This window comes from Collinsella aerofaciens, assembly GCF_025289055.1.
In the GTDB taxonomy this organism is placed as follows: domain Bacteria; phylum Actinomycetota; class Coriobacteriia; order Coriobacteriales; family Coriobacteriaceae; genus Collinsella.
Map to the genome: position 1 here is coordinate 1 of NZ_JAESIQ010000016.1, position 19,355 is coordinate 19,355.

The 19,355-nt window shown below is 58.8% G+C and carries 21 protein-coding genes; 18 read left to right on the plus strand and 3 right to left on the minus strand.

What is annotated here, in order from left to right:
* Window positions 1–642 precede the first annotated feature (642 nt).
* The 8 genes from JMJ97_RS05925 (at window position 643) to JMJ97_RS05960 (ending at window position 8,230) form a co-directional block, all read left to right on the plus strand.
* The gene (locus tag JMJ97_RS05925; RefSeq protein ID WP_260699545.1) at window positions 643–1,668 is read left to right on the plus strand and encodes a substrate-binding periplasmic protein; all 1,026 of its coding nucleotides are present in this window, start codon (window positions 643–645) and stop codon (window positions 1,666–1,668) included.
* Window positions 1,669–1,985: 317 nt separating this feature from the next.
* Window positions 1,986–2,570 (plus strand): ribosome hibernation-promoting factor, HPF/YfiA family, encoded by a 585-nt coding sequence (gene hpf / locus JMJ97_RS05930; RefSeq protein WP_260699507.1) that lies wholly within the window; start codon window positions 1,986–1,988, stop codon window positions 2,568–2,570.
* Window positions 2,571–2,649: 79 nt separating this feature from the next.
* Complete coding sequence (locus tag JMJ97_RS05935) at window positions 2,650–3,603, plus strand: DegV family protein (protein ID WP_260699509.1); 954 nt, start codon at window positions 2,650–2,652, stop codon at window positions 3,601–3,603.
* A gap of 98 nt (window positions 3,604–3,701) precedes the next feature.
* On the plus strand, window positions 3,702–4,781 hold the full coding sequence (locus tag JMJ97_RS05940; protein WP_260699510.1) for an NAD(P)-dependent oxidoreductase: 1,080 nt from the start codon (window positions 3,702–3,704) through the stop codon (window positions 4,779–4,781).
* A gap of 5 nt (window positions 4,782–4,786) precedes the next feature.
* Entirely contained in the window at window positions 4,787–5,215 is a 429-nt protein-coding gene (locus JMJ97_RS05945; protein WP_055310425.1) for a hypothetical protein, read from the plus strand.
* A 15-nt stretch (window positions 5,216–5,230) separates the two neighbouring features.
* Window positions 5,231–5,929 carry a HEAT repeat domain-containing protein gene (locus JMJ97_RS05950; RefSeq protein WP_260699512.1) on the plus strand — a complete coding sequence of 233 codons (699 nt, stop codon included), beginning with the start codon at window positions 5,231–5,233 and terminating at the stop codon, window positions 5,927–5,929.
* Between the two features lie 6 nt (window positions 5,930–5,935).
* Window positions 5,936–7,021 (plus strand): isocitrate/isopropylmalate dehydrogenase family protein, encoded by a 1,086-nt coding sequence (locus tag JMJ97_RS05955; protein ID WP_260699513.1) that lies wholly within the window; start codon window positions 5,936–5,938, stop codon window positions 7,019–7,021.
* A 126-nt stretch (window positions 7,022–7,147) separates the two neighbouring features.
* Window positions 7,148–8,230 carry a hypothetical protein gene (locus JMJ97_RS05960; RefSeq protein ID WP_260699514.1) on the plus strand — a complete coding sequence of 361 codons (1,083 nt, stop codon included), beginning with the start codon at window positions 7,148–7,150 and terminating at the stop codon, window positions 8,228–8,230.
* 114 nt (window positions 8,231–8,344) lie between these two features.
* Here JMJ97_RS05960 and JMJ97_RS05965 read toward each other — a convergent pair whose 3' ends face one another.
* A complete protein-coding gene (locus tag JMJ97_RS05965) occupies window positions 8,345–8,584 on the minus strand; it encodes a helix-turn-helix domain-containing protein (protein WP_118388347.1) in 240 nt (79 codons plus the stop codon).
* A 9-nt stretch (window positions 8,585–8,593) separates the two neighbouring features.
* A complete protein-coding gene (locus JMJ97_RS05970) occupies window positions 8,594–9,232 on the minus strand; it encodes a DUF2975 domain-containing protein (RefSeq protein ID WP_260699515.1) in 639 nt (212 codons plus the stop codon).
* Between the two features lie 702 nt (window positions 9,233–9,934).
* Here JMJ97_RS05970 and JMJ97_RS05975 point away from each other — a divergent pair.
* From JMJ97_RS05975 to nagA, 8 genes are all read left to right on the plus strand, one after another.
* Window positions 9,935–10,378 carry a PTS sugar transporter subunit IIA domain-containing protein gene (locus JMJ97_RS05975; protein ID WP_117743271.1) on the plus strand — a complete coding sequence of 148 codons (444 nt, stop codon included), beginning with the start codon at window positions 9,935–9,937 and terminating at the stop codon, window positions 10,376–10,378.
* The gene (yajC, locus tag JMJ97_RS05980; protein ID WP_022094612.1) at window positions 10,378–10,659 is read left to right on the plus strand and encodes a preprotein translocase subunit YajC; all 282 of its coding nucleotides are present in this window, start codon (window positions 10,378–10,380) and stop codon (window positions 10,657–10,659) included. The genes JMJ97_RS05975 and yajC overlap by 1 nt, the downstream gene beginning before the upstream one ends.
* Before the next feature lie 36 nt (window positions 10,660–10,695).
* Window positions 10,696–11,178, plus strand: a complete 483-nt coding sequence (gene agaV / locus JMJ97_RS05985) for a PTS N-acetylgalactosamine transporter subunit IIB (protein ID WP_022094611.1) — start codon at window positions 10,696–10,698, stop codon at window positions 11,176–11,178.
* Between the two features lie 90 nt (window positions 11,179–11,268).
* Window positions 11,269–12,069, plus strand: a complete 801-nt coding sequence (locus tag JMJ97_RS05990; RefSeq protein WP_022094610.1) for a PTS mannose/fructose/sorbose/N-acetylgalactosamine transporter subunit IIC — start codon at window positions 11,269–11,271, stop codon at window positions 12,067–12,069.
* Entirely contained in the window at window positions 12,059–13,141 is a 1,083-nt protein-coding gene (locus JMJ97_RS05995; protein ID WP_055310429.1) for a PTS system mannose/fructose/sorbose family transporter subunit IID, read from the plus strand. The genes JMJ97_RS05990 and JMJ97_RS05995 overlap by 11 nt, the downstream gene beginning before the upstream one ends.
* Window positions 13,142–13,326: 185 nt before the next feature.
* Window positions 13,327–14,058, plus strand: a complete 732-nt coding sequence (locus JMJ97_RS06000) for a GntR family transcriptional regulator (protein WP_260699517.1) — start codon at window positions 13,327–13,329, stop codon at window positions 14,056–14,058.
* A gap of 114 nt (window positions 14,059–14,172) precedes the next feature.
* The gene (locus tag JMJ97_RS06005) at window positions 14,173–15,339 is read left to right on the plus strand and encodes an AgaS family sugar isomerase (protein ID WP_035137674.1); all 1,167 of its coding nucleotides are present in this window, start codon (window positions 14,173–14,175) and stop codon (window positions 15,337–15,339) included.
* Window positions 15,340–15,456: 117 nt separating this feature from the next.
* The gene (gene nagA, locus JMJ97_RS06010; RefSeq protein ID WP_260699518.1) at window positions 15,457–16,626 is read left to right on the plus strand and encodes an N-acetylglucosamine-6-phosphate deacetylase; all 1,170 of its coding nucleotides are present in this window, start codon (window positions 15,457–15,459) and stop codon (window positions 16,624–16,626) included.
* 75 nt (window positions 16,627–16,701) lie between these two features.
* On the opposite strand, the gene JMJ97_RS06015 is transcribed toward nagA, so the two are convergent.
* On the minus strand, window positions 16,702–17,286 hold the full coding sequence (locus JMJ97_RS06015) for an NADPH-dependent FMN reductase family protein (protein ID WP_117648434.1): 585 nt from the start codon (window positions 17,284–17,286) through the stop codon (window positions 16,702–16,704).
* A gap of 156 nt (window positions 17,287–17,442) precedes the next feature.
* Between JMJ97_RS06015 and JMJ97_RS06020 the strand changes: the two genes are divergently transcribed.
* Together JMJ97_RS06020 and JMJ97_RS06025 are read left to right on the plus strand one after the other, a co-directional pair.
* Window positions 17,443–18,324 (plus strand): aldose 1-epimerase family protein, encoded by an 882-nt coding sequence (locus tag JMJ97_RS06020; RefSeq protein WP_117746075.1) that lies wholly within the window; start codon window positions 17,443–17,445, stop codon window positions 18,322–18,324.
* A gap of 59 nt (window positions 18,325–18,383) precedes the next feature.
* Window positions 18,384–19,319 carry a hexose kinase gene (locus JMJ97_RS06025; RefSeq protein WP_117746074.1) on the plus strand — a complete coding sequence of 312 codons (936 nt, stop codon included), beginning with the start codon at window positions 18,384–18,386 and terminating at the stop codon, window positions 19,317–19,319.
* The last annotated feature ends 36 nt before the right edge of the window (window positions 19,320–19,355 follow it).

Consider the following 19,355-nt stretch of genomic DNA (forward strand, 5'->3'; position numbering starts at 1 on the left):
CGATTCTAGGCGATGGCCCTCCCTTGCTTCTTACACCACGACTGTGCGCGCTACCTAACTAAGCATCAGGTTGGCGACTCTGAGCGCAAAATCTGTCCGAAAGGCCAAAATTGCCTGTTACTAAATTGGTGACAGTACTCATATTTGCCATATTTTGGCCGGGGCACCCTAAGAAGGGTGCCCCGGAGCTCCCCGTAGGGGAGCTCCGGGCTTCATAGGGGCACGAATAGCCTGCTCCGACCTGCGAAATCTGTACTCGCGATGCGAATGACGCCCCTAACCTTAAACTTTAGCTTGAACTTAGCTATAATGCGCTTCGTTCCTACCAGGCTGTGGTTGCGGACGGACGAAATGCCCGTCCTAGTCCAAGACAGACGCGGTCAAAGGGATCCACGTAAGCGACCGCGTGCGCGCGGCGCGATCATGGCGCGTCCTAGATGTAAGCCGCACCGTCCGTTCTACTTTCTTTGGGGCAATACCGCCTCGCGGGCGAGCGGGTCAGTCGTGAAGGTGGCTGCGGCCTCCCGAGCAAACACCCCGGTGCGCAAGTGTGGGGTCAAATACCAGGTCAGCTGGTGGGAACAATCTGATATTCCGCGCAACGCACGGATTGTATACGACACAGAAGGCAGGGTAGTGGACATGGTGAGGGGCAGCTTGATGCACGCGGCTCGGTTAGGTGCTGGGACCGCAGCGGTCATTGCCGTTTTGGGCCTGAGCGGATGCGCGTTCAACCCGCTGTCTACGTTCACGACTCCCACGATCGACCAGATCGAGTACGAGACCGTCACCCCTACGGTGTCGGACGATGCCCTGGTCACTTCCGGAACCCTGACGGTCGCCCTCGACACTTCCGATGCCCCGCAGGCCATGCAGGGCGCCGATGGCAACCTCACGGGCTACGCAGTTGACGCCGCCCGCGCCCTCGCAAGCCGCATGGGCCTTAAGGTCGCCTTTGTCGATGCGTCCTCGGCAGGTTCCGCGCTCGGCGACAAAAAGGCTGATATCTTTATCGGCGAGATCAACTCCACAGACGGGGACGTTAGCTCGCTCGGCACCTGCCTGTACGATGCCGCTTCTGTGTTCGGTAAAACCAGCGATGGTGGGTCGCTAAGCGTTTCCACCGATACCCTTAACACGTCTACCCTGGGTGTCCAGATGTCCTCGGCCTCGCAGGAGGCGCTTGCTAAGCAGAGCATCACCGCCAACCAAAAGACCTACTCCAACATCAACGAGTGCTTTGAGGCGCTCGAGTCCGGCGAGGTCGACTATGTGATCTGCGACTCCACAGCCGGCGGCTATCTTGCACGCCTGATGAGCGAGGTCTCCTATGTCGGTGCGCTCGAGGCGCCCTCGACGCTTGGTGTTGCGGGCCTCTCGTCCAATGACGAACTGTGCCGTGCCGTGAGCGATGCCCTCGACGGCATCACGGTCGACGGTACGCTCGAGGCAGTCCACTGCGTCTGGTATGGCAGGACGCCCTACGACCTCACCACTAAGACGGTTTCGGGCGCTAACGTGCAACCGGGCGACTCTGAGTCCAGTGAGACCACGTCCTCCGGCAGCGAGTCTTTCGATTCCAACAATGAGACCGCATCCTCCGAGGACAAATCGTCCAGCCAGGAAGGCACCATCACTGACGATGACATTAACAAACTCAATAGCTAGTTATTGCCAGGGGTGGTGTCTCCTATACGTTGGAAAGGACACCTCTTCACGGTTTCAACATGCACTGCCGGGCTTCCCCAATAGGGGAGCCCGGCTTTTTCATCCCTATAAAACCAGCAGGTCAAAGCCAATTTTCGGGACCAAATACAAATCTGTCGGCTCCCTCCTATAGCGCACTTTGCCATGGAAAAGTACGAGACTTCGGTATGCGGTATCAAGCAATCGTTATTCGGGTCTTTAGGAATCCGCGTGATTAAATGCACGGCAATGGGTACATAGCCAGTACAGTAAGTCCCCGAGGCAGATTGGAGCCACGTATGGATATCAAGGTTTCTGGACGCAAGACGACGGTAACCGATGCTCTGCGTGCGCATGTGGATGAGAAGATCGGCGAGGCGCTCAAGGTTTTCGATATCGAGCCCATGACGGTCGACGTTGTACTTCGCTATGAGAAGAACCCCTCGAACCCCAACCCGGCAATCGTCGAGGTCACGGTTCGTGCCCGCGGTTCGGTGATTCGCGTTGCCGAGCACGGTGCAGATATGTACGCCGCCATCGACCTCTCCGCCGATAAGGTCACCCGCCAGCTGCGCAAGTTCAAGACCAAGGTCGTGGACAACCGCCAGGGCGGTGCCAGCGCCGCGGATGTCGTGCCGGTCGAGCGCGTCGAGGATCTGGCCGACCTGCTGCTGCCCGAGGAGGAGGACGACCTGCTCGTCCGCGAGAAGGTCATCGACGTCACCCCGATGACTGAGGAGCAGGCGCTGGTGCAGACCGATCTGCTGGGCCACGACTTCTACGTGTTCGAGAACGCGACGACCGGTCTCATCAATGTGGTGTATCACCGTAAGAATGGTGGATATGGCATCATCAAGCCCCGTATCGAAACACTTGACGAGTAAAATACGTTAACTTGCATGAGTTAACGGTTGGCGGCCATCCCATGCGGGTGGCCGCCTTTTTACGTAAGGAGTCGCTTTGATGGACAAGGCCGCATCTACCGGTCATTCGGACCGTTGCCGCATCGTCGTCGATACCTGCTGCGACTTTAGCCCCGAGGTCGCCGCGAACCTCGATGTCGATATCCTGGGTTTCCCCTTCATTATCGATGGCGAGGAGCGCACGGATGACATCTGGTCGAGCATCACGCCCAAGGAGTTCTATGACCGCATGCGCGCTGGCGCCCGCGTGTCCACCTCGGCTGTGTCGCTCGGTCGCTATATCGAGTTCTTTACCGAGTGCGCCAAAGAGGGCACGCCCACGGTCTACCTGTGCTTTACCTCGGCGCTGTCGTCGAGCTACAACTCCGCGTGCCAGGCGGCGGACGCCGTGCGTGCCGAGTATCCCGATTTTGAGCTCTACGTGGTCGACAACGCTCTGCCCTGCGCGACTGGCGCGCTCTTGGCGCTCGAGGCCGTGCGCCAGCGTTCGGCGGGATTGATCGCCAAGCAGCTGGTCGATTGGGCAAACGAGGCAAAGACTTATGTCCACGGCTACTTTACGCTCGAGAGCTTCGATGCGCTGGCTGCCGGCGGCCGCATTCCGCCCGCGGCGGCGCAGCTCACGGCAAAGCTCGACGTCAAGCCCGAGCTCTCTTACGACCTTGCCGGCTCGCTGTCGCTGATCGGCGTCAACCGCGGCCGCAAGAAGGCGCTCAAGTCCATCCTCAAGTCGTTCCGCGAGAACTACGTGCCCGATCGCACCATGCCCATCGCCATCATGACGGCCGATGCCGAGAAGGACGGCGACTGGCTCGAAGCTGCCATCCGCAAGGAGGAGGGCTGCGCCGACGTCACGATCATTCGCAGCTCCGTGGGCCCTACTATCGGCTCGCACGTGGGCCCCGGCATGGTGGCCTGCGCATTTTGGGGTAAGAACCGCGCCGACAAGGCGTCGCTTTCCGACCGCATCGCCCGTCGCGTGCGCGGCCAGTAGGCAAACGTTGCGGCCGTAATCGACCCCAACTCACTGCCCAAACGCTGGCACCGAGTATTCAACCTGGTAACAACACCCAACCCAAAAGGAAAGGTTTCATGGCAAACAAGCTCTCTGTCGCATTTATCGGCACCGGAATCATGGGTGCCCCCATCGCCGGCCATATCCTGGATGCCGGCTATCCCGTCACGGTCAACAACCGCACCAAGTCCAAGGCCGCCGCGCTTATCGAGCGCGGTGCCGCCTGGGCCGATACGCCGGCCGATGCCGCGGCGAACGCCGATGTCGTCTTTACCATGGTGGGCTATCCCTCCGAGGTCGAAGAGCTCTACCTGGCGGGCGACGGCCTGCTCGCATGCACCAAGCCCGGCGCGGTTCTGATCGACCTCACCACGAGTTCGCCCGAGCTCGCGCGCGATATTGCCGAGGCCGCCCAGGTCACGGGCCGTATGGCGTTTGACTGCCCCGTCACCGGCGGCGAGTCGGGCGCTATCGCCGGTACGCTCACGGCTATCGTGGGCGCTACCGAGAACGACATCGCGCCGGTCCGCGACATCCTTGCCACCTTTGCGGCCAACATCTGCTGCTTCGACGGCGCCGGCAAGGGCCAGGCTGCCAAGCTCGCCAACCAGGTGTCGCTGGGCGCCTGCATGGTCGGCATGGCAGACGCCATGGCATTTGCCGAGTTGAGCGGCCTTGACCTGGAGAAGACCCGCCAGATGATCCTGGGCGGCACCGGCAAGTCCGGCGCCATGGAGAGCCTGGCGCCCAAGGCGCTCGACGGCGACTACAAGCCCGGCTTTATGGTCGAGCACTTCATTAAGGACCTGCGCTTGGCGCTCGCCTATGCCGACGACCGCGAGCTTGCGCTGCCCGGCGCCGACGTGGCCTTTACGCTCTATGACATGCTCGACGCCATCGGTGGTGCCAAGCTGGGCACCCAGGCCATCACGGTCCTCTATAAGGAGGAGGCCGACGCCATCGCCGCCGGTCTGGACTGGTCGCAGTATCGTCCCGAGGAGCATGGTGCTCACGAGGAAGGCTGCGGTTGCGGCGAGCACAGCGACGACCACGAGTGCGGTTGCGGCCACCACCATGGCGAGGACCACGAGTGCTGCGGCGGCCACGGCCATGACGACGGCCACGAGTGCTGCTGCGGCCACCATCACGGGGAGTAGCGCCCATGAGCTGGACGTTCGTGGTGCTTGCGCTGGTGCTCTTTCTCTTTGCGATCTACATTGGCTTTTTGTGCGGCCAGTGGGCGTGCGAAAAGCGCGTCATCACCAAGCGCGACTACTGGATTGCCAACTTTGCAGGAGCGGCGGCAGTCGTTCTGCTGACCTGGGTGTTCTCGCTGTTCCCGCTGGTGCAGTTTGCGCCGATCGGCTGGCTCGGCGGCTTTATCGCCGGCCTTAAGATGAGCTTTGGCGAGTCCGTCGGCCCGTGGCGCAAGCACGACGAGGTCTTTAACGTCAACAAAGCACACCGCGCCGCCGCCGACGCGGGCGATGCCGAGGAACGCCGCCGTGCGCGTCGCAATGGCGCTGCCGACCGACAGCTCATCTCGGTCACCGATGACAGCAAGGGTGCTGGCAAGCACGCTAAGAAATAGTAAGAAGAGGTAACTATGGCAGAAAACAAAGACGAACAGCTCACCGACGAGGAGCTGGCACAGCTTCAGCTGGCAGAGGAAAACGAGAACGCCGTCGACCGCCTGGTCAAGGAGCTCGGCTGCCCCACGCGCCGTATCCGCCAGTTTGCCGCCCGCGTGCTGCACCTGCTTGCCGAGCGCGATTCGCAGCGCGTCGTGCCCTGCGTGCCCGCGCTGATCGAGGCACTCGACCGCCCCGAGGCTCAGACCCGCTGGGAGGCCCTCGATGCCCTGACGGCGCTCGCCACCACCTGCCCCGAGCGGCTGGGCGATGCCTTTGAGGGCGCCGAGACCGCGCTGTTCGACGAGATTTCCTCCACGCTGCGCTATGCCGCCTTCCGCCTGCTGTGTGTGTGGGGCGCCACGAGCGTCGAGCGTTCGCGTGAGGCTTGGTCCATCCTGGACGAGGCCATCCAGTGCTACCACGGTGACCTCGAGTATCGCGACATGCTCGGTTGCCTGTACGAGTTTGGTCAGGGCGAGATTGACGCCGAGGTCGCCGAGAAGCTCGCGCTGCGCCTTAAGTTCGATGCCGAGAACGGCAAGGGCAGCTATCTCAAGGCCCGTTCGAGCGAGATTTGCGAAATGCTTGTTAAACGTTTTGGCCTGGATCTCTCAAAAAAGAAGAAGCGTGCTAGCGTTAAAAAATCTGACGACGCCGAAAACGAGGAGTAACAGATTATGGCGCACGATGTAGTCCTGATTCCCGGTGACGGTATCGGTCCCGAGATTACGCAGGCCATGCGCCGCGTGGTCGAGGCCGCCGGTGTCCAGATCAATTGGAATGTCCAGGAGGCCGGTGCCGGCGTCATGGACGAGTTTGGCACGCCGCTGCCCCAACATGTGCTCGATGCGGTCGCCGAGACCAAGGTTGCCATCAAGGGTCCCATCACCACGCCGGTCGGCACGGGTTTCCGCAGCGTCAACGTGGCCCTGCGCAAGCACTTTGACCTGTACGCCTGCGTGCGCCCCTGCCTGTCGCAGCCGGGCGACGGCTCGCGCTTCCGCGACGTCGACCTGGTCATCGTGCGTGAGAATACCGAGGACCTCTATGCCGGCATCGAGTTCGATGAGGGCGCTGCCGAGGTCGAGGAGCTCTCGCAGCTTGTCGAGCGCTCGGGTCAGAAGGTCTTCGCCGCCGATTCCGCCATCTCAATCAAGCCCATCTCTATCGCCAAGAGCCGCCGCATTGTGGAGTATGCCTTTGAGTACGCCCGCCGCTGCGGCCGCAAAAAGGTGACGGCCGTGCATAAGGCCAACATCATGAAGGCGACCGATGGTCTGTTCCTGCGCGTTGCGCGCGAGGTGGCCGCCAACTATCCCGATATCGAGTTCAACGACAAGATTGTCGACGCCACCTGCATGGGCCTGGTCCAAAACCCCAACGACTTCGATGTCCTGGTACTGCCCAACCTGTACGGCGACATCGTGAGCGACCTGTGCGCTGGCCTGGTGGGCGGCTTAGGCATGGCTCCCGGCTCCAACATCGGTGCCGATTGCGCCATCTTCGAGGCAACGCACGGCTCCGCGCCCGATATCGCTGGCCAGGATATCGCCAACCCCACGGCCGAGATTCTCTCTGCTGCGATGATGCTCGATCACCTGGGCGAGAACGACGCTGCCAATCGCATTCGCGCCGCCGTCTCTGCCACGCTCGACGAGGGCGAGCAGGTTACCGGTGACGTGCGTCGTGCTCAGACCGGCTCCGTCGAGGGCGCCGTGGGCACGCAGGCCTTTGCCGATGCCGTTATCGCGCACCTGGCCTAAGGCATGCGCGCTGCAAACGCCTAAATAGTACTTAAGTGTTTGCGTATAACCTAAGAATCAATACGCCCGGCGCTCTGTCGGGCGTATTCTATTGGGGACTATGTTTCCTAACAAGGAGTAACCGATATGGGTCTGATTCAAAAGAAGGACGAGAAGGACGAGATCGACGGCATCCAGATTATCGAGCGCGGCGAAGGCCCCGACGGTGACGAGGGCGAGAAGATCGATCTGGTCGCCGGTACGTCTGCCGAGCACATTGCCGCCGGCACGACGGCCGAGGAGGAGGACGCCCGTCTGGAGGCTCAGATTGCCGCGGACGCCGCTGACGAGAATCTGATGCCCGAGGCCCAGGATGAGGACGACTCCGATGAAGACGACCATGCATCCAAGCACAAGAAGACGATGATTGCCGCCTTTGTGGTCGCTATCGTGATCGCTGCTGTGGTCGGCTTCTTTATCGGCAACGGTGGTTTTGGCGGCAAGGGCGTCGGCTCGGCGACCCTGACCGAGGACCAGCTCGATTCGACCGTGGCAAGCTATAGCTACAACGGCAAGAAGAGCGATATCACCGCGCGCGAGGCCATCGAGAGCCAGTACAGCCTCGATACCGTCAAGGATAGCGATGGCAACTACACCGCTCCCTCTGCCGACGTCATCCTGTCCTACGTACGCAACAAGATTCTGCTCGATGCTGCCGAGGACGAGGGCATCACCGTCTCCTCTAAGGAGATGAAGAAGTACGCCGAGGATTCTATCGGCACTTCGGACTACGACACCATGGCCACGCAGTATGGCGTGTCCAAGGACCAGGCCAAGCAGATTGTCCGCCAGTCCGCGACGCTGCAGAAGCTCTACAATAAGAAGGTGGGTGATAGCTCCGCGACCATGCCAACTGCCCCGACTGAGCCTTCTGACGGCAACGAGGACACCGCGAGCAAGGACTACGCCGATTACATCATCAACCTTGCCGGCGACGAGTGGGATAGCGAGAAGGGCACTTGGAAGGACGCCGATAGCGCCTACGCTAAGGCCTTTGCCGACGATGCCTTTACGGCCGATAGCGCTACCTATAAGCAGGCCATGACCGCCTATTACACCGCCTACCAGCAGTATTCCTCGCAGGCTTCGAGCGCCAGCTCCAAGTGGACCGAGTACGCCAACGGCCTCTACGCCAAGGCCAACATCAGCATCTACGGCCTGTTTGCGTAAAGAGTTGCACGGCTCATCGAGCATCTAGCCGATAGACAGCAAGTAGCCCGCCAGTACGGAAGTCGTTCTGGCGGGCTATTTGCGTTGAGAGCGTGATCGGCAGTTTAATTATGGCTATTCATCTTTAAGCCCAAAAAGGCTATCGGCTTCATCGTCGGATATATATTCCAGTACATCGCCTGGTTGGCAGTCGAGTGCCCGGCATATCGCGTCAAGAGTTGAAAAACGTATGGCAGAAACCTTGCCCGTCTTAATGCGTGACATATTGACCTGGGAGATGCCCACACGTTCCGCAAGCTCTTTGGATGAAATCTTGCGTTCGGCGAGCATGCGGTCAAGCCGCAGAATAATCATGGATTCCCCCTAGAGCAACTCGTCATCTTGTTTTTGCAGGATATACCCGTAGCGGAAGATGCTGGCAATCAGGCAAATAATCAGGCCTGCAAAGAGCATGGAGGGCTCGAATAACTGGCCGACGAACGCATCCGTAAAGCTGCCGCCAAATCCTGAGAGTATCATTCCCGTGATTACGGCGCCAAGAAGCCTCACGGCAACGCCGCCGATAAGGAATAAATGTCCTACTCGACGAAGTGTCTGGTTACATTCAAGGTCAAAGGGCCTGCCTTCCTTTTCAATGTTGAAGAAAAGCCTGCGCACGCTTATCGCGATGGTAAGCGCGAGGCATGTCATCAAGAGGCTCCCTATGGCAGTGTGACCATCGTGTGCGACGAGCATAAGTGGGGCCTGCACATCGGTACCGACGATAGCAAGGCACGGCCCTTCGCCGGCTTGAAGTTCTACGGATTGGAGACACGGGCCTTGGGAGAGGCCAGGCAATATGAGTAGAAGGTCAATCGCAATGACTGCGAGGAGCCCCAGAGCGAGCGCGGTGGTAATGCAGATCGTGGCCCATTTGCAGATGCGAGCGAGCTTCCTCAGTTTGGCTATCGTCTGTTCGCGGCTGATGGTTTCATTCGATATAGATGCGTTTCGATGGACCATAACCCCTCCAATCGGCGTTTGGGATGAGACTTGTATCATATCAGAATTAACGATAAACGATAAATAATTACGGATACTGAGTATGTAATGATTGAAAACGATTAGCGTGAGCTATTAGCTCATTTTGGATGCCGGAGTTTGGCGCGTGGGGGATAAGGACAAATGCCAAAATTTCCTGTGATCGCGCAAGCGCTCCATCGCGTTTCCCTAATTCATCTGGGAAAACAACTGCAAACGATTGCAAGTAACCGGTGAACGGTCGAAAACTACCGTTCACCGATAATCTCAAAACTGGTTCTAACTGGTATTAAGTCAAAAAGACCAATTCACATATCTTCACAATGACCTGCAATTTTTCTACATGCTATTTTTAGCCGCCCTGCGTTGTTTAGACACAGGAAAAGATCCGATTTTTTGCCAAAGCATTTCGAAACGGTTTCAAAACCGCAGGTAGAAGTGTTAACGACCGGTAAACGGTCGATTTATCACCGTGAGCGGTGCAAAAACGTTTTACCGTATGAATCAACGAAAGCGACCTCTTCTGGGGTGATATAGTGACAACAACACGTCACGTGGTTATTACCAGTTTAGAAACCACTGGTCTTCAAAGAACGCTTTCTAAGAAGCTTTAAGGGCGAGTGCCCGCTGGCTTCCGAAAATCATCGGACTCAGATTGTACACACCTTCGGAAGGGAAATTTGAATGGTTGGCTTTATTCTTACCGGTCATGGACAGTTCGCACCCGGCCTTGCAAGCGCTATCGCTATGGTTGCCGGCGACCAGCCTGCTTTTACCGTCGTTCCTTTTGAGGGCGACCAGGCCGCATCCTACGGTGAGGATCTCCGCGCCGCTATTACCGCCATGCGCGAGGAGTGCGATGGCGTGCTCGTCTTTACCGACTTGCTCGGTGGTACCCCGTTCAACCAGTCGATGATGATTGCTCAGGATGTCGACAACGTCGAGGTTCTGACTGGCACCAACCTTCCCATGGTTATTGAGCTTCTGTTCCTCCGCGGCAATGCCACGCTCGCCGAGCTTGGCGAGCAGGCCGTGACCGTTGGCCAGACGGGCATCACCGCCCAGACGGTCGCATCCGTTGCCGGCTCCGACGAAGAGGATATCTTCGGCGACGAGGACGGCATCTAATGGCCGATTTCGGAGCCAACGTCCTGAGCTCCTCGGTCGCCCTTTTAGGCCTGCTTGTCATCATGGGCTTGATTTACACCATCTGGTCGCAAATCAACATGAAGAAGAAGCAGAAGTACTTCAAGGAGCTGCACACCGAGCTCAAGCCGGGTCAGGAGGTTCTTTTCGCCGGCGGTATCTACGGAACCGTCAAAGGCATCGAAGGCGAGAAGGTCCAGATCAAAGTCCGATCCGGAGCCGTCGTAGATGTTTCGCGTTACGCGATTCAGGAGATCAAGTAACTGTCGTCAGCAAATATCGAAAGGAAGCTGATCAACATGGCAGAACCCAACATTCTTCTTACCCGCATCGATAACCGACTGGTTCATGGTCAGGTTGCCACCCAGTGGAACTCCACTCTGGGCTCCAACCTCATCCTCGTCGCCAACGACGACGTGGCGTCCAACACCATGCGCCAGAACCTCATGAAGATGGCCGCTCCCGCCGGCGTCGCTACGCGTTTCTTCTCCCTGCAGAAGACCATCGACGTCATTGGCAAGGCGAGCCCGCGCCAGAAGATCTTCATCGTGGCCGAAACACCGGAAGACGTGCTTACGCTCGTCAAGGGCGGTGTGCCTATAAAGAAGGTAAACATCGGCAACATGCACATGTCGGAAGGAAAGCGCCAAGTCGCCACCTCCGTCGCAGTTAACGACGAGGATGTCGCTGCGTTTAAAGAGCTGCAGGAATTGGGGGTGGAGTTGGAGATCAGGCGCGTTCCGAGCACGCCTGTTGAGGACACGAGCAAGCTCTTCTCGTAATCCTCGTGATCCACGTTGTCAGGAGTGAAACCCTGACGTTCTGTACGTGATATCCAAAGTGCGTACATTCATTTTGAAAGGAGGAGCAAGATGGAATACTCGATCATCCAGATCGCTCTGGTCTTCGTCGTCACGTTCATCGCGGCAATCGACCAGTTTGACTTCCTCGAGTCTCTCTATCAGCCCATCGTCACCGGCGCCGTCATCGGTCTTATCCTTGGCGACCTCAACACCGGTCTTCTCGTGGGTGGTACCTATCAGCTCATGACGATCGGCAACATGCCGATCGGAGGCGCTCAGCCGCCTAACGCCGTCATCGGCGGCATCATGGCAGCCATTCTCGCTATCGCCACGGGCCTCGAGCCCAACGCGGCAGTCGGCCTCGCCATTCCGTTCGCTCTGCTTGGCCAGCTTGGCGTTACCCTGGTCTTCACGCTTATGTCCCCGCTTATGTCCACGGCCGATAACATGGCTCACAACGCGGACACCAAGGGCATCGAGCGCCTGAACTACTTCGCCATGGCTCTGCTTGGCCTGATCTTCGCTGTCGTCGTCACCCTGTTCTTCATCGCTGGCGCTACCATCGGTCAGACCATCGCTTCTGCCATCCCGACTTGGCTGCAGACCGGTCTGTCCGCTGCAGGCGGCATGATGCGCTTCGTCGGCTTCGCCGTCCTGCTCAAGGTTATGATGAACCGCGATATGTGGGGCTTCTTCCTCATGGGCTTTGGCCTCGCGCTCATCACCGTTGCCAACGATTCGCTGGCAACCCCTGCTCTGCTCATCCTCGCTCTCATCGGCTTCGGCATCGCTTTCTGGGACTTCCAGCAGCAGACCGAGCTGAAGGGTGCAGCTGTTTCTGACGGAGGTGACTTCGAAGATGGCATCTAATGAGTATGTGATCCCGGAGCACTACGAGGATCTCACTCCTGCTCCGCAGCTCGACCAGAAGACCCTCAACAAGATGGCTTGGCGCTCCTGCTTCCTGCAGGCATCGTTCAACTACGAGCGCATGCAGGCCGCTGGCTGGCTTTACTCCATCATCCCCGGTCTGGAGAAGATCCACACCAACAAGAACGACCTCGCGGCTTCCATGAGCCACAACCTGGAGTTCTTCAACACCCACCCGTTCCTCGTCACCTTTGTTATGGGCATCGTGCTTTCGCTCGAGCAGAACAAGGTTGACATCCCCACGATCCGCGCCGTCCGCGTCGCCGCAATGGGCCCGCTCGGTGGTATCGGTGACGCCCTGTTCTGGCTGACGCTCGTGCCTATCACGGCCGGCATCACCTCCAACATGGCCATCAACGGCAACGCCGCTGCGCCGATCATCTTCCTGGTGATCTTCAACGCCGTCCAGTTCGCTCTGCGCTTCTGGCTCATGAACTGGTCCTACAAGCTTGGCACCAGCGCTATTGACGCTTTGACCGCCAACATGCAGGCCTTTACGCGTGCCGCTTCCATCATGGGCGTCTTCGTCGTCGGTTGCCTGGTCGTCACCATGGGTGGCACCCAGATCAACCTCGAGATCCCCAACGGCACCACCCGTGGCCTCTCCGCTACGACCGTGATCGTCTCCGAGAAGGAGGCCGAGAACTTCACCGGTATGGAGGGCATCGATACCGAGACCGCTGAGGCCGGTACCATCGCCATGACTAATGAGGACGGCGACGCCCTCACCGCCACCGATGCCGACGGCAACCCTGTCGAGTGCGGCGTCACCGATCTGGGCAACGGCATGGAGTCCGTTACCTACGGCACCGTTACCGAGGATCCGGTCAACTTCTCTGTTGCCGACACCCTCAACACCATCGTCCCGAAGCTTGTCCCGCTTATGCTTACGCTGCTGCTTTACTACATGTTCGCTAAGCACAGCTGGACCCCGACCAAGGGCATTCTGCTGCTCTTCGTCCTTGGCATCCTGGGCGCTGGCCCGCTTGGTCTCTGGCCGAGCATCTGGTAAGGCTCTAGCTTGAGGGGTGTGTCCCTACGCGGCTCACACCCCGACCCCTTAAGCCATGTGTATGTTAAAAGCCGCGTGCTCGAAAGAGCGCGCGGCTTTTGTTTTCTTGATGATTCGGGTGTGGCAGACAGATAATGCTAAGCACCCTAGGTAGCTAGCCGAATTCGAGCAAAAGGGAGGATAGGATGGCGATCGGAGCGCGTAAGCAACCGCTGTACGATCAGCTGGTCGATATTCTGACCGAAAAGATCGACCATGAATATCGCGCCGGTGACATGATTCCTTCCGAGCGCGAACTTTCGGAGCGCTATGGTCTCTCGCGTACTACGGTACGCCTGGCTCTGCAGGAACTGGAGCGTTTAGGACTGGTGGTTCGGCAGCACGGTCGCGGTACCTTTGTGACCGACCGTTCGGCAAAGGCAACCAATCTTATGCAGTCCTACAGCTTTACCGAGCAGATGCGCGCGATGGGTCGCGACCCCGAGACCACGATTCTCGAGTTTTGCGAGATGGAGGCCGATAAAAATCTGGCCGAGCATATGGGATTGCGTATAGGTGATCGCATTTTTAAGCTTAAGCGCCTTCGTTCTGCCGACAACATGCCCATGATGGTCGAACGCAGCTATCTACCAGTTCGTCAATTTTTGTCCCTAAAGCGACCGCTGCTGGAGCGTAAGCCGCTTTACGATGTGATTGAGCAAGACTTTCAGCAAAAGATACGCGTGGCCGAAGAGGAGTTCTATGCGAGCATAGCCCGTCCCACCGACGCCCACCTTTTGGGAATTGTCGAGGGCTCGCCTGTGCTCGATTTGGTCAGGACTACGCATAACGAGTCAAACGAGGTTGTGGAGTATACACTCTCGGTTGCTCGTGCCGATCAGTTTAAATACAAGGTTTACCACCAGCGTAGCGACTAGTGTTCGCATCGTATCCATATGATGATTCTTTGCATTTAACTGGTTACTACCAGATAACCAACTGAAGTGTATAATTGCACGTCAGAGGATTACTTCTAGAGAGAGGTATTAGAAATGTTCGAGAAGAGTGTCGAGGAGCTCACCGAGCTCGGCGCCCAGATCACCACGGCCGAGATTGCTCAGCAGCCCGAGCTTTGGCGTGATACGCTCAACATCTATCGCGAGAACAAGGAGGCCATCGAGGCCTTCCTGGCCGAGGCTCGCGCTATGGGCGAGGGCCGTCTGTCCGTTGTCTTCACCGGTGCCGGTACGTCCGACTACGTTGGCGATACCTGCGCCCCGTACCTGCGTCACGCTGGCAACACTGATCTCTACGACTTTAAGCCCATCGCCACGACCGACATCGTGAGCGCCCCGCGCGACTTCCTACGCGCCGAGGATCCCACGCTCGTGGTTTCCTTTGCCCGCTCTGGCAACAGCCCCGAGAGCCTTGCCGCCGTTGCCGTTGCCAAGGAGCTCGTCCACAACGTCAAGTTCCTCAACATCACCTGCGCTCCCGAGGGCAAGCTCGCCGTCGAGTCTGCCGATGATCCCAACGCGCTGACGCTGCTCATTCCGCGCGCCAACGACAAGGGCTTCGCCATGACCGGTTCTTATTCCTGCATGACCCTGCTCTCCACCCTTATTTTTGACACTGCCTCTGACGAGCAGAAGGCCGAGTGGGTCGAGACCATCGCCAAGATGGGCGAGGAGGTCATCTCCCGTGAGCCCGAGATCGCCGATTACCTGGCTGGCGACTTCAACCGCGTGACCTACTTGGGTTCTGGCTCCTTCGGTGGCCTTGCCCAGGAGAGCCAGCTCAAGATCCTTGAGCTCGCTCACGGTCTGGTCGCTACTTCCTACGACACCTCCATGGGCTATCGTCACGGACCTAAGTCCTTCGTCGACGATAAGACGCTCGTCTTCGTGTTCGTCAACAACGACGCCTACACCCGTCAGTACGACATCGACATCCTCAACGAGATCGGTGGCGACGAAATCGCTCAGCACACCATCGCCGTTCAGCAGGAAGGTGCCACCGTCTACGAGGGCGAGTCCTTCACCTTTAAGGGCTACGAGGCACTTCCCGAGGGCTACCTTGCTCTGCCGTTCGTGATGTTTGCCCAGGCTATCAGCCTGCTCAACTCCGTGCGCGTGGGCAACACGCCCGACACGCCGAGCCCCACTGGCACGGTCAACCGCGTGGTTAAGGGCGTGACGATTCACCCCTTCACCGCTTAATCGCGTCCCCCTGTAAGGGCGCCCGTCCGCTCATAACGGCGGGCGGGCGCTTTTTGTTTTACGTGAGCTGGGTATAAGCATCACCACAGTCAACTGCTTTAGAAGCGAGGAGTGCATATGAGCACGTACGCAATTAAGGCTGACAAGTTCTTCTTGCCGGCAGGCCCGCAACTGGGCGGCTATCTTATGGTCGAGGATGGCGTCTTTGGCGCCTGGCAGGCCGACGAGCCCTCTTGCGAGATTAAGGACTACACGGGATCGTGGATCGCACCGGGTATGGTCGATACTCACATCCATGGCTTCTACAACCACTCAACTACCGATAACGATCCCGAGGGCATCAATATCAGCTCGACCGAGCTCGCCCGTCGCGGTACCACCAGCTGGCTGCCCACGACGTTCACCGATGGCGTCGAGCAGATCAAGGACGCCTGCGCCGCCATCGCTCAGGCGGACGAGGGTCGCGGCCCCGACTTCTGCGGTGCCCGCATTCAGGGCATCTACCTGGAAGGCCCCTTCTTTACCATGAAGCACGTGGGTGCGCAGAACCCCGCTTACCTGATCGATCCCTCCGAGGAGGTCTTCGATCAGTGGCAGGAGGCTGCGGGTGGTCGCATCGTTAAGAGCGCCATGGCGGCCGAGCGCGACGGTGCCGCTGCTTATGCGGCTGCTCTGAATGCCAAGGGTGTGGTGACCAGCATCGGTCACTCCGACGCCACCTACGATGAGTGCATCGCCGCCATCAACGCCGGTGCCAGCTGCTTTACGCATACCTATAACGGTCAGCGCGGGCTGCATCACCGTGAGCCCGGTGTCGTGGGCGCTGCCATGTCCACGCCCGAGACCTACGCCGAGATCATCTGTGACGGCAAGCACGTTAACCCTGCCGCCATCAAGGCGCTGCTGCAGGCAAAGGGCTGGCAACACACGGTGCTCATCACTGACTGCCTGGGTTGCGGCGGCATGCCCGAGGGCAGCTACACCAGTGGTGGCATGGACGTCATCATGAAGGACAACCTGTGCTGGCTCGCCGACGGCAAGAGCATTGCCGGCTCGGTGCTCACGCTTGCCCAGGGCGTCAAGAACATCGTTGACTGGGGCATCGCCAGCGCCGATATCGCCATTCGCATGGCAACCGAGGTGCCGGCACGCTCCGCGCACATCGAGGATAAGTGCGGCAGCATCATGCCGGGTCGCGACGCCGACTTTGTCGTGTTCGACCATGAGCTTACCCTCGTCGAGACGTATGTTGGCGGCCAGAGCGTCGGCAACGCCTTTACCGAGTAACGATAGAAAAAGACGGCGGGCCCGAATCTGCTCGGACCCGCCGTATGGGTTAAACGCTCAAAAGCACCTTCACAGTTACAGCTTGTTAGCGATCTTCTTTGCCGTGCGCTTGACGCCGGCCACCAGGCCTCCTGCAGGATGCTCCTTCTCGTATGCTAGGCGCTTCTCGCGCTTGGCGTACTCTTCGACGATGATGTCGCCATACTCGTCTTCGATCTTGTCGAAGAAGTCGACGGCGCCCTTAATTTCCTCAGCGGTCGGGTGTCCCTTTTGGACACCGCCGGTGAGTTTGAACGGCCCCCACGTATCAAAGCCGGGGCAGCCGTAGACACCCATAAAGATGGCCTGCCTCATGCGGCAGATGCCATCGATATCCTTGCCGTACCACTTGTTTTTGCCACCGTAGGTCATAAGGCCAAACACCTTGTCCTGCGGCTGCAGCACGTTCGTGAGCACGCGTGCCATGTCCTTGTCGATCTCGGAGTAATAGATGCCCGTGGCGACACCGATCAGATGATATTCGTGCAGGTTGGGATACTCGTTTTTACCGAGCGTCTTCACATCGAGGGTATCGATCTCGGGGTGTGCCTCGACGATGGCGTCCACGAGCTTTTTCGTATTGCCGTGATGGCGCGAGGCGTAGAGGATGATGGTTCGCATAAGAAGGCCTTTCAGCTGTAATTGCATCAATGTCTGTATGGTACCCCGTTACATGGCTGGGATACCGGACGCATCGATGAACGTGCGGGTTTGTCCTTTGGTTAGGGCCGAGACGGGTACTTGCGAGCAAAAAGCAGTTGTTCGAAAGGATGGGCAATGGAATACGCTCTCTCCAACGATTCGATTTCTATTAAGGTGTCCACGGCCGGTGGTTCGTTTACCTCGATCGAGGCCGGAGGTCGCGAGTATCTGTGGCAGGGCGATCCCGCCGTGTGGTCCGGCCAGGCACCGATTTGCTTCCCGATTTGCGGAGGCTTGCGCGATAACAACGCCATGACGTTTGCCGGGCATCATGTAAAGCTCGCCCGCCATGGGTTTGCGCGCAAACAGGAGTGGAAGCTGCTGAGCCAGAGCGAGAACGAGCTGGCGATGTGCCTGGCTTCGGAGGATAACGCCGCGCTGCTGAGCGATTATCCGTACCCGTTTAAGCTTGTCGCTCGTTATACGCTCGAGGACGCTGCCGTGCGCGTTTCCTACGAGGTCACCAACGAGGGCACCGAGGACATGCCGTTCTTTATTGGCGGTCATCCCGGCTTTAGGTGTCCGCTCGATGAGGGCGAGGCCTATACGGACTACGAGTTGCGCTTTGAGAAGGACGAGGCTGCGGAGCTCTGCACCGCTGTCCCTTCGACTGGCTTGATTGATGTGGACAGGCGCTCCAAGAACCCCATGGTGGGAAAGACACTGCCTCTGTCGCATGAGCTCTTCGATTTTGCGGAGACCATCTTTGATGTGCTCGAGAGCCGTCAGGTCACGCTTTCCAAGAAGGGCGAGGACAAAGGCGTTTGCCTGAGCTTTGAGGGCTTCCCGTATCTCATTGTGTGGAGTAAGCCCGAGGGCGATTTTGTGGCAGTTGAACCCTGGGGTGGCCTTTCGACCTGCTCCGATGAGGACGACGTGCTTGAGCATAAGCGCGGCTGCCTTGTCGCCAAGCCCAAGGAGACCGTCGTTCGCTCGTTCACGATTGAGATTCTGTAATTCCGTTTTGTCGACTCGTATCGCGAGGCACAAGGAGCCTGCGAGATAAGGAGCTAAAAATGATCCTCACCGTTACGATGAACCCGTCTGTCGATACGCGCTATCAGCTCGATGAGCTCATTATCGACGACGTTAACCGTGTGAAGCCCGAAAAGACCGCTGGCGGCAAGGGCCTCAACGTGGCCCGTGTGCTGGGTCAGCTGGGCGACGACGTTGTGGCAACCGGTCTGCTCGGCGGCCACATGGGCGCCTTCATGGCTGAGCTCATGGACGCCAACGGTATTAACAACGACTTTGTGCCCATCAAGGGCGAGACTCGCATTTGCCTCAACATCCTCCACGCCGGCAACCAGACCGAGCTGCTCGAGAGTGGCCCGACAATTGCCCCCGAGGAACTCGATGCCTTTACCGCCAAGTTTACTGAGCTTGCGGGCAAGGCCGACGTCGTCACCATTTCGGGTTCTCTGCCCCGCGGTGTCGAGGCAGACTACTATGCCAAGATCACGGGCATTGCCGAGAACGCCGGCGCCAAGGTATTGCTCGATACCTCGGGTGCCTCTCTCGAGGCTGCGCTCAAGTCCGAGGTCAAGCCCGAGCTGGTCAAGCCTAACCTGACCGAGATCAACGGCCTTCTGGGTACGAGCTTTACCACCGACGATGTGGATGAGCTCCGCGCCGCGCTCGCCTCTGACGCCCGCTTCTCCGATATCCCCTGGGTCGTCGTATCCATGGGCGCTGCCGGCTCCGTTGGTTTCCATAACGGCCGTGCGTTCCGCGCCAAGACGCCCGACATCCCTGCCGTTAACGCTACGGGCTCTGGCGATTCGACCATTGCCGGCTTCGCACATGCGATTGCTGCCGGAGCCGACGACGAGACGGTGCTGCGTACCGCCAACACCTGCGGCAAGCTCAATGCCATGGATCCCATGACTGGCCACTTGGTTATGGATCGTTGGGACGAGGTTTACAACGGCGTTGTCGTGACCGAGCTGTAGGAGCTTGTGCTGCGGCCCCGGCATCGGTTGCTAGCT

Coding starts and splice junctions, on each gene's coding strand:
- JMJ97_RS05925 (WP_260699545.1), top strand. CDS start 643: ATGGTGAGGGGCAGCTTGATGCACGCGGCTCGGTTAGGTGCTGGGACC.
- hpf (WP_260699507.1), top strand. CDS start 1,986: ATGGATATCAAGGTTTCTGGACGCAAGACGACGGTAACCGATGCTCTG.
- JMJ97_RS05935 (WP_260699509.1), top strand. CDS start 2,650: ATGGACAAGGCCGCATCTACCGGTCATTCGGACCGTTGCCGCATCGTC.
- JMJ97_RS05940 (WP_260699510.1), top strand. CDS start 3,702: ATGGCAAACAAGCTCTCTGTCGCATTTATCGGCACCGGAATCATGGGT.
- JMJ97_RS05945 (WP_055310425.1), top strand. CDS start 4,787: ATGAGCTGGACGTTCGTGGTGCTTGCGCTGGTGCTCTTTCTCTTTGCG.
- JMJ97_RS05950 (WP_260699512.1), top strand. CDS start 5,231: ATGGCAGAAAACAAAGACGAACAGCTCACCGACGAGGAGCTGGCACAG.
- JMJ97_RS05955 (WP_260699513.1), top strand. CDS start 5,936: ATGGCGCACGATGTAGTCCTGATTCCCGGTGACGGTATCGGTCCCGAG.
- JMJ97_RS05960 (WP_260699514.1), top strand. CDS start 7,148: ATGGGTCTGATTCAAAAGAAGGACGAGAAGGACGAGATCGACGGCATC.
- JMJ97_RS05965 (WP_118388347.1), bottom strand. CDS start 8,584: ATGATTATTCTGCGGCTTGACCGCATGCTCGCCGAACGCAAGATTTCA.
- JMJ97_RS05970 (WP_260699515.1), bottom strand. CDS start 9,232: ATGGTCCATCGAAACGCATCTATATCGAATGAAACCATCAGCCGCGAA.
- JMJ97_RS05975 (WP_117743271.1), top strand. CDS start 9,935: ATGGTTGGCTTTATTCTTACCGGTCATGGACAGTTCGCACCCGGCCTT.
- yajC (WP_022094612.1), top strand. CDS start 10,378: ATGGCCGATTTCGGAGCCAACGTCCTGAGCTCCTCGGTCGCCCTTTTA.
- agaV (WP_022094611.1), top strand. CDS start 10,696: ATGGCAGAACCCAACATTCTTCTTACCCGCATCGATAACCGACTGGTT.
- JMJ97_RS05990 (WP_022094610.1), top strand. CDS start 11,269: ATGGAATACTCGATCATCCAGATCGCTCTGGTCTTCGTCGTCACGTTC.
- JMJ97_RS05995 (WP_055310429.1), top strand. CDS start 12,059: ATGGCATCTAATGAGTATGTGATCCCGGAGCACTACGAGGATCTCACT.
- JMJ97_RS06000 (WP_260699517.1), top strand. CDS start 13,327: ATGGCGATCGGAGCGCGTAAGCAACCGCTGTACGATCAGCTGGTCGAT.
- JMJ97_RS06005 (WP_035137674.1), top strand. CDS start 14,173: ATGTTCGAGAAGAGTGTCGAGGAGCTCACCGAGCTCGGCGCCCAGATC.
- nagA (WP_260699518.1), top strand. CDS start 15,457: ATGAGCACGTACGCAATTAAGGCTGACAAGTTCTTCTTGCCGGCAGGC.
- JMJ97_RS06015 (WP_117648434.1), bottom strand. CDS start 17,286: ATGCGAACCATCATCCTCTACGCCTCGCGCCATCACGGCAATACGAAA.
- JMJ97_RS06020 (WP_117746075.1), top strand. CDS start 17,443: ATGGAATACGCTCTCTCCAACGATTCGATTTCTATTAAGGTGTCCACG.
- JMJ97_RS06025 (WP_117746074.1), top strand. CDS start 18,384: ATGATCCTCACCGTTACGATGAACCCGTCTGTCGATACGCGCTATCAG.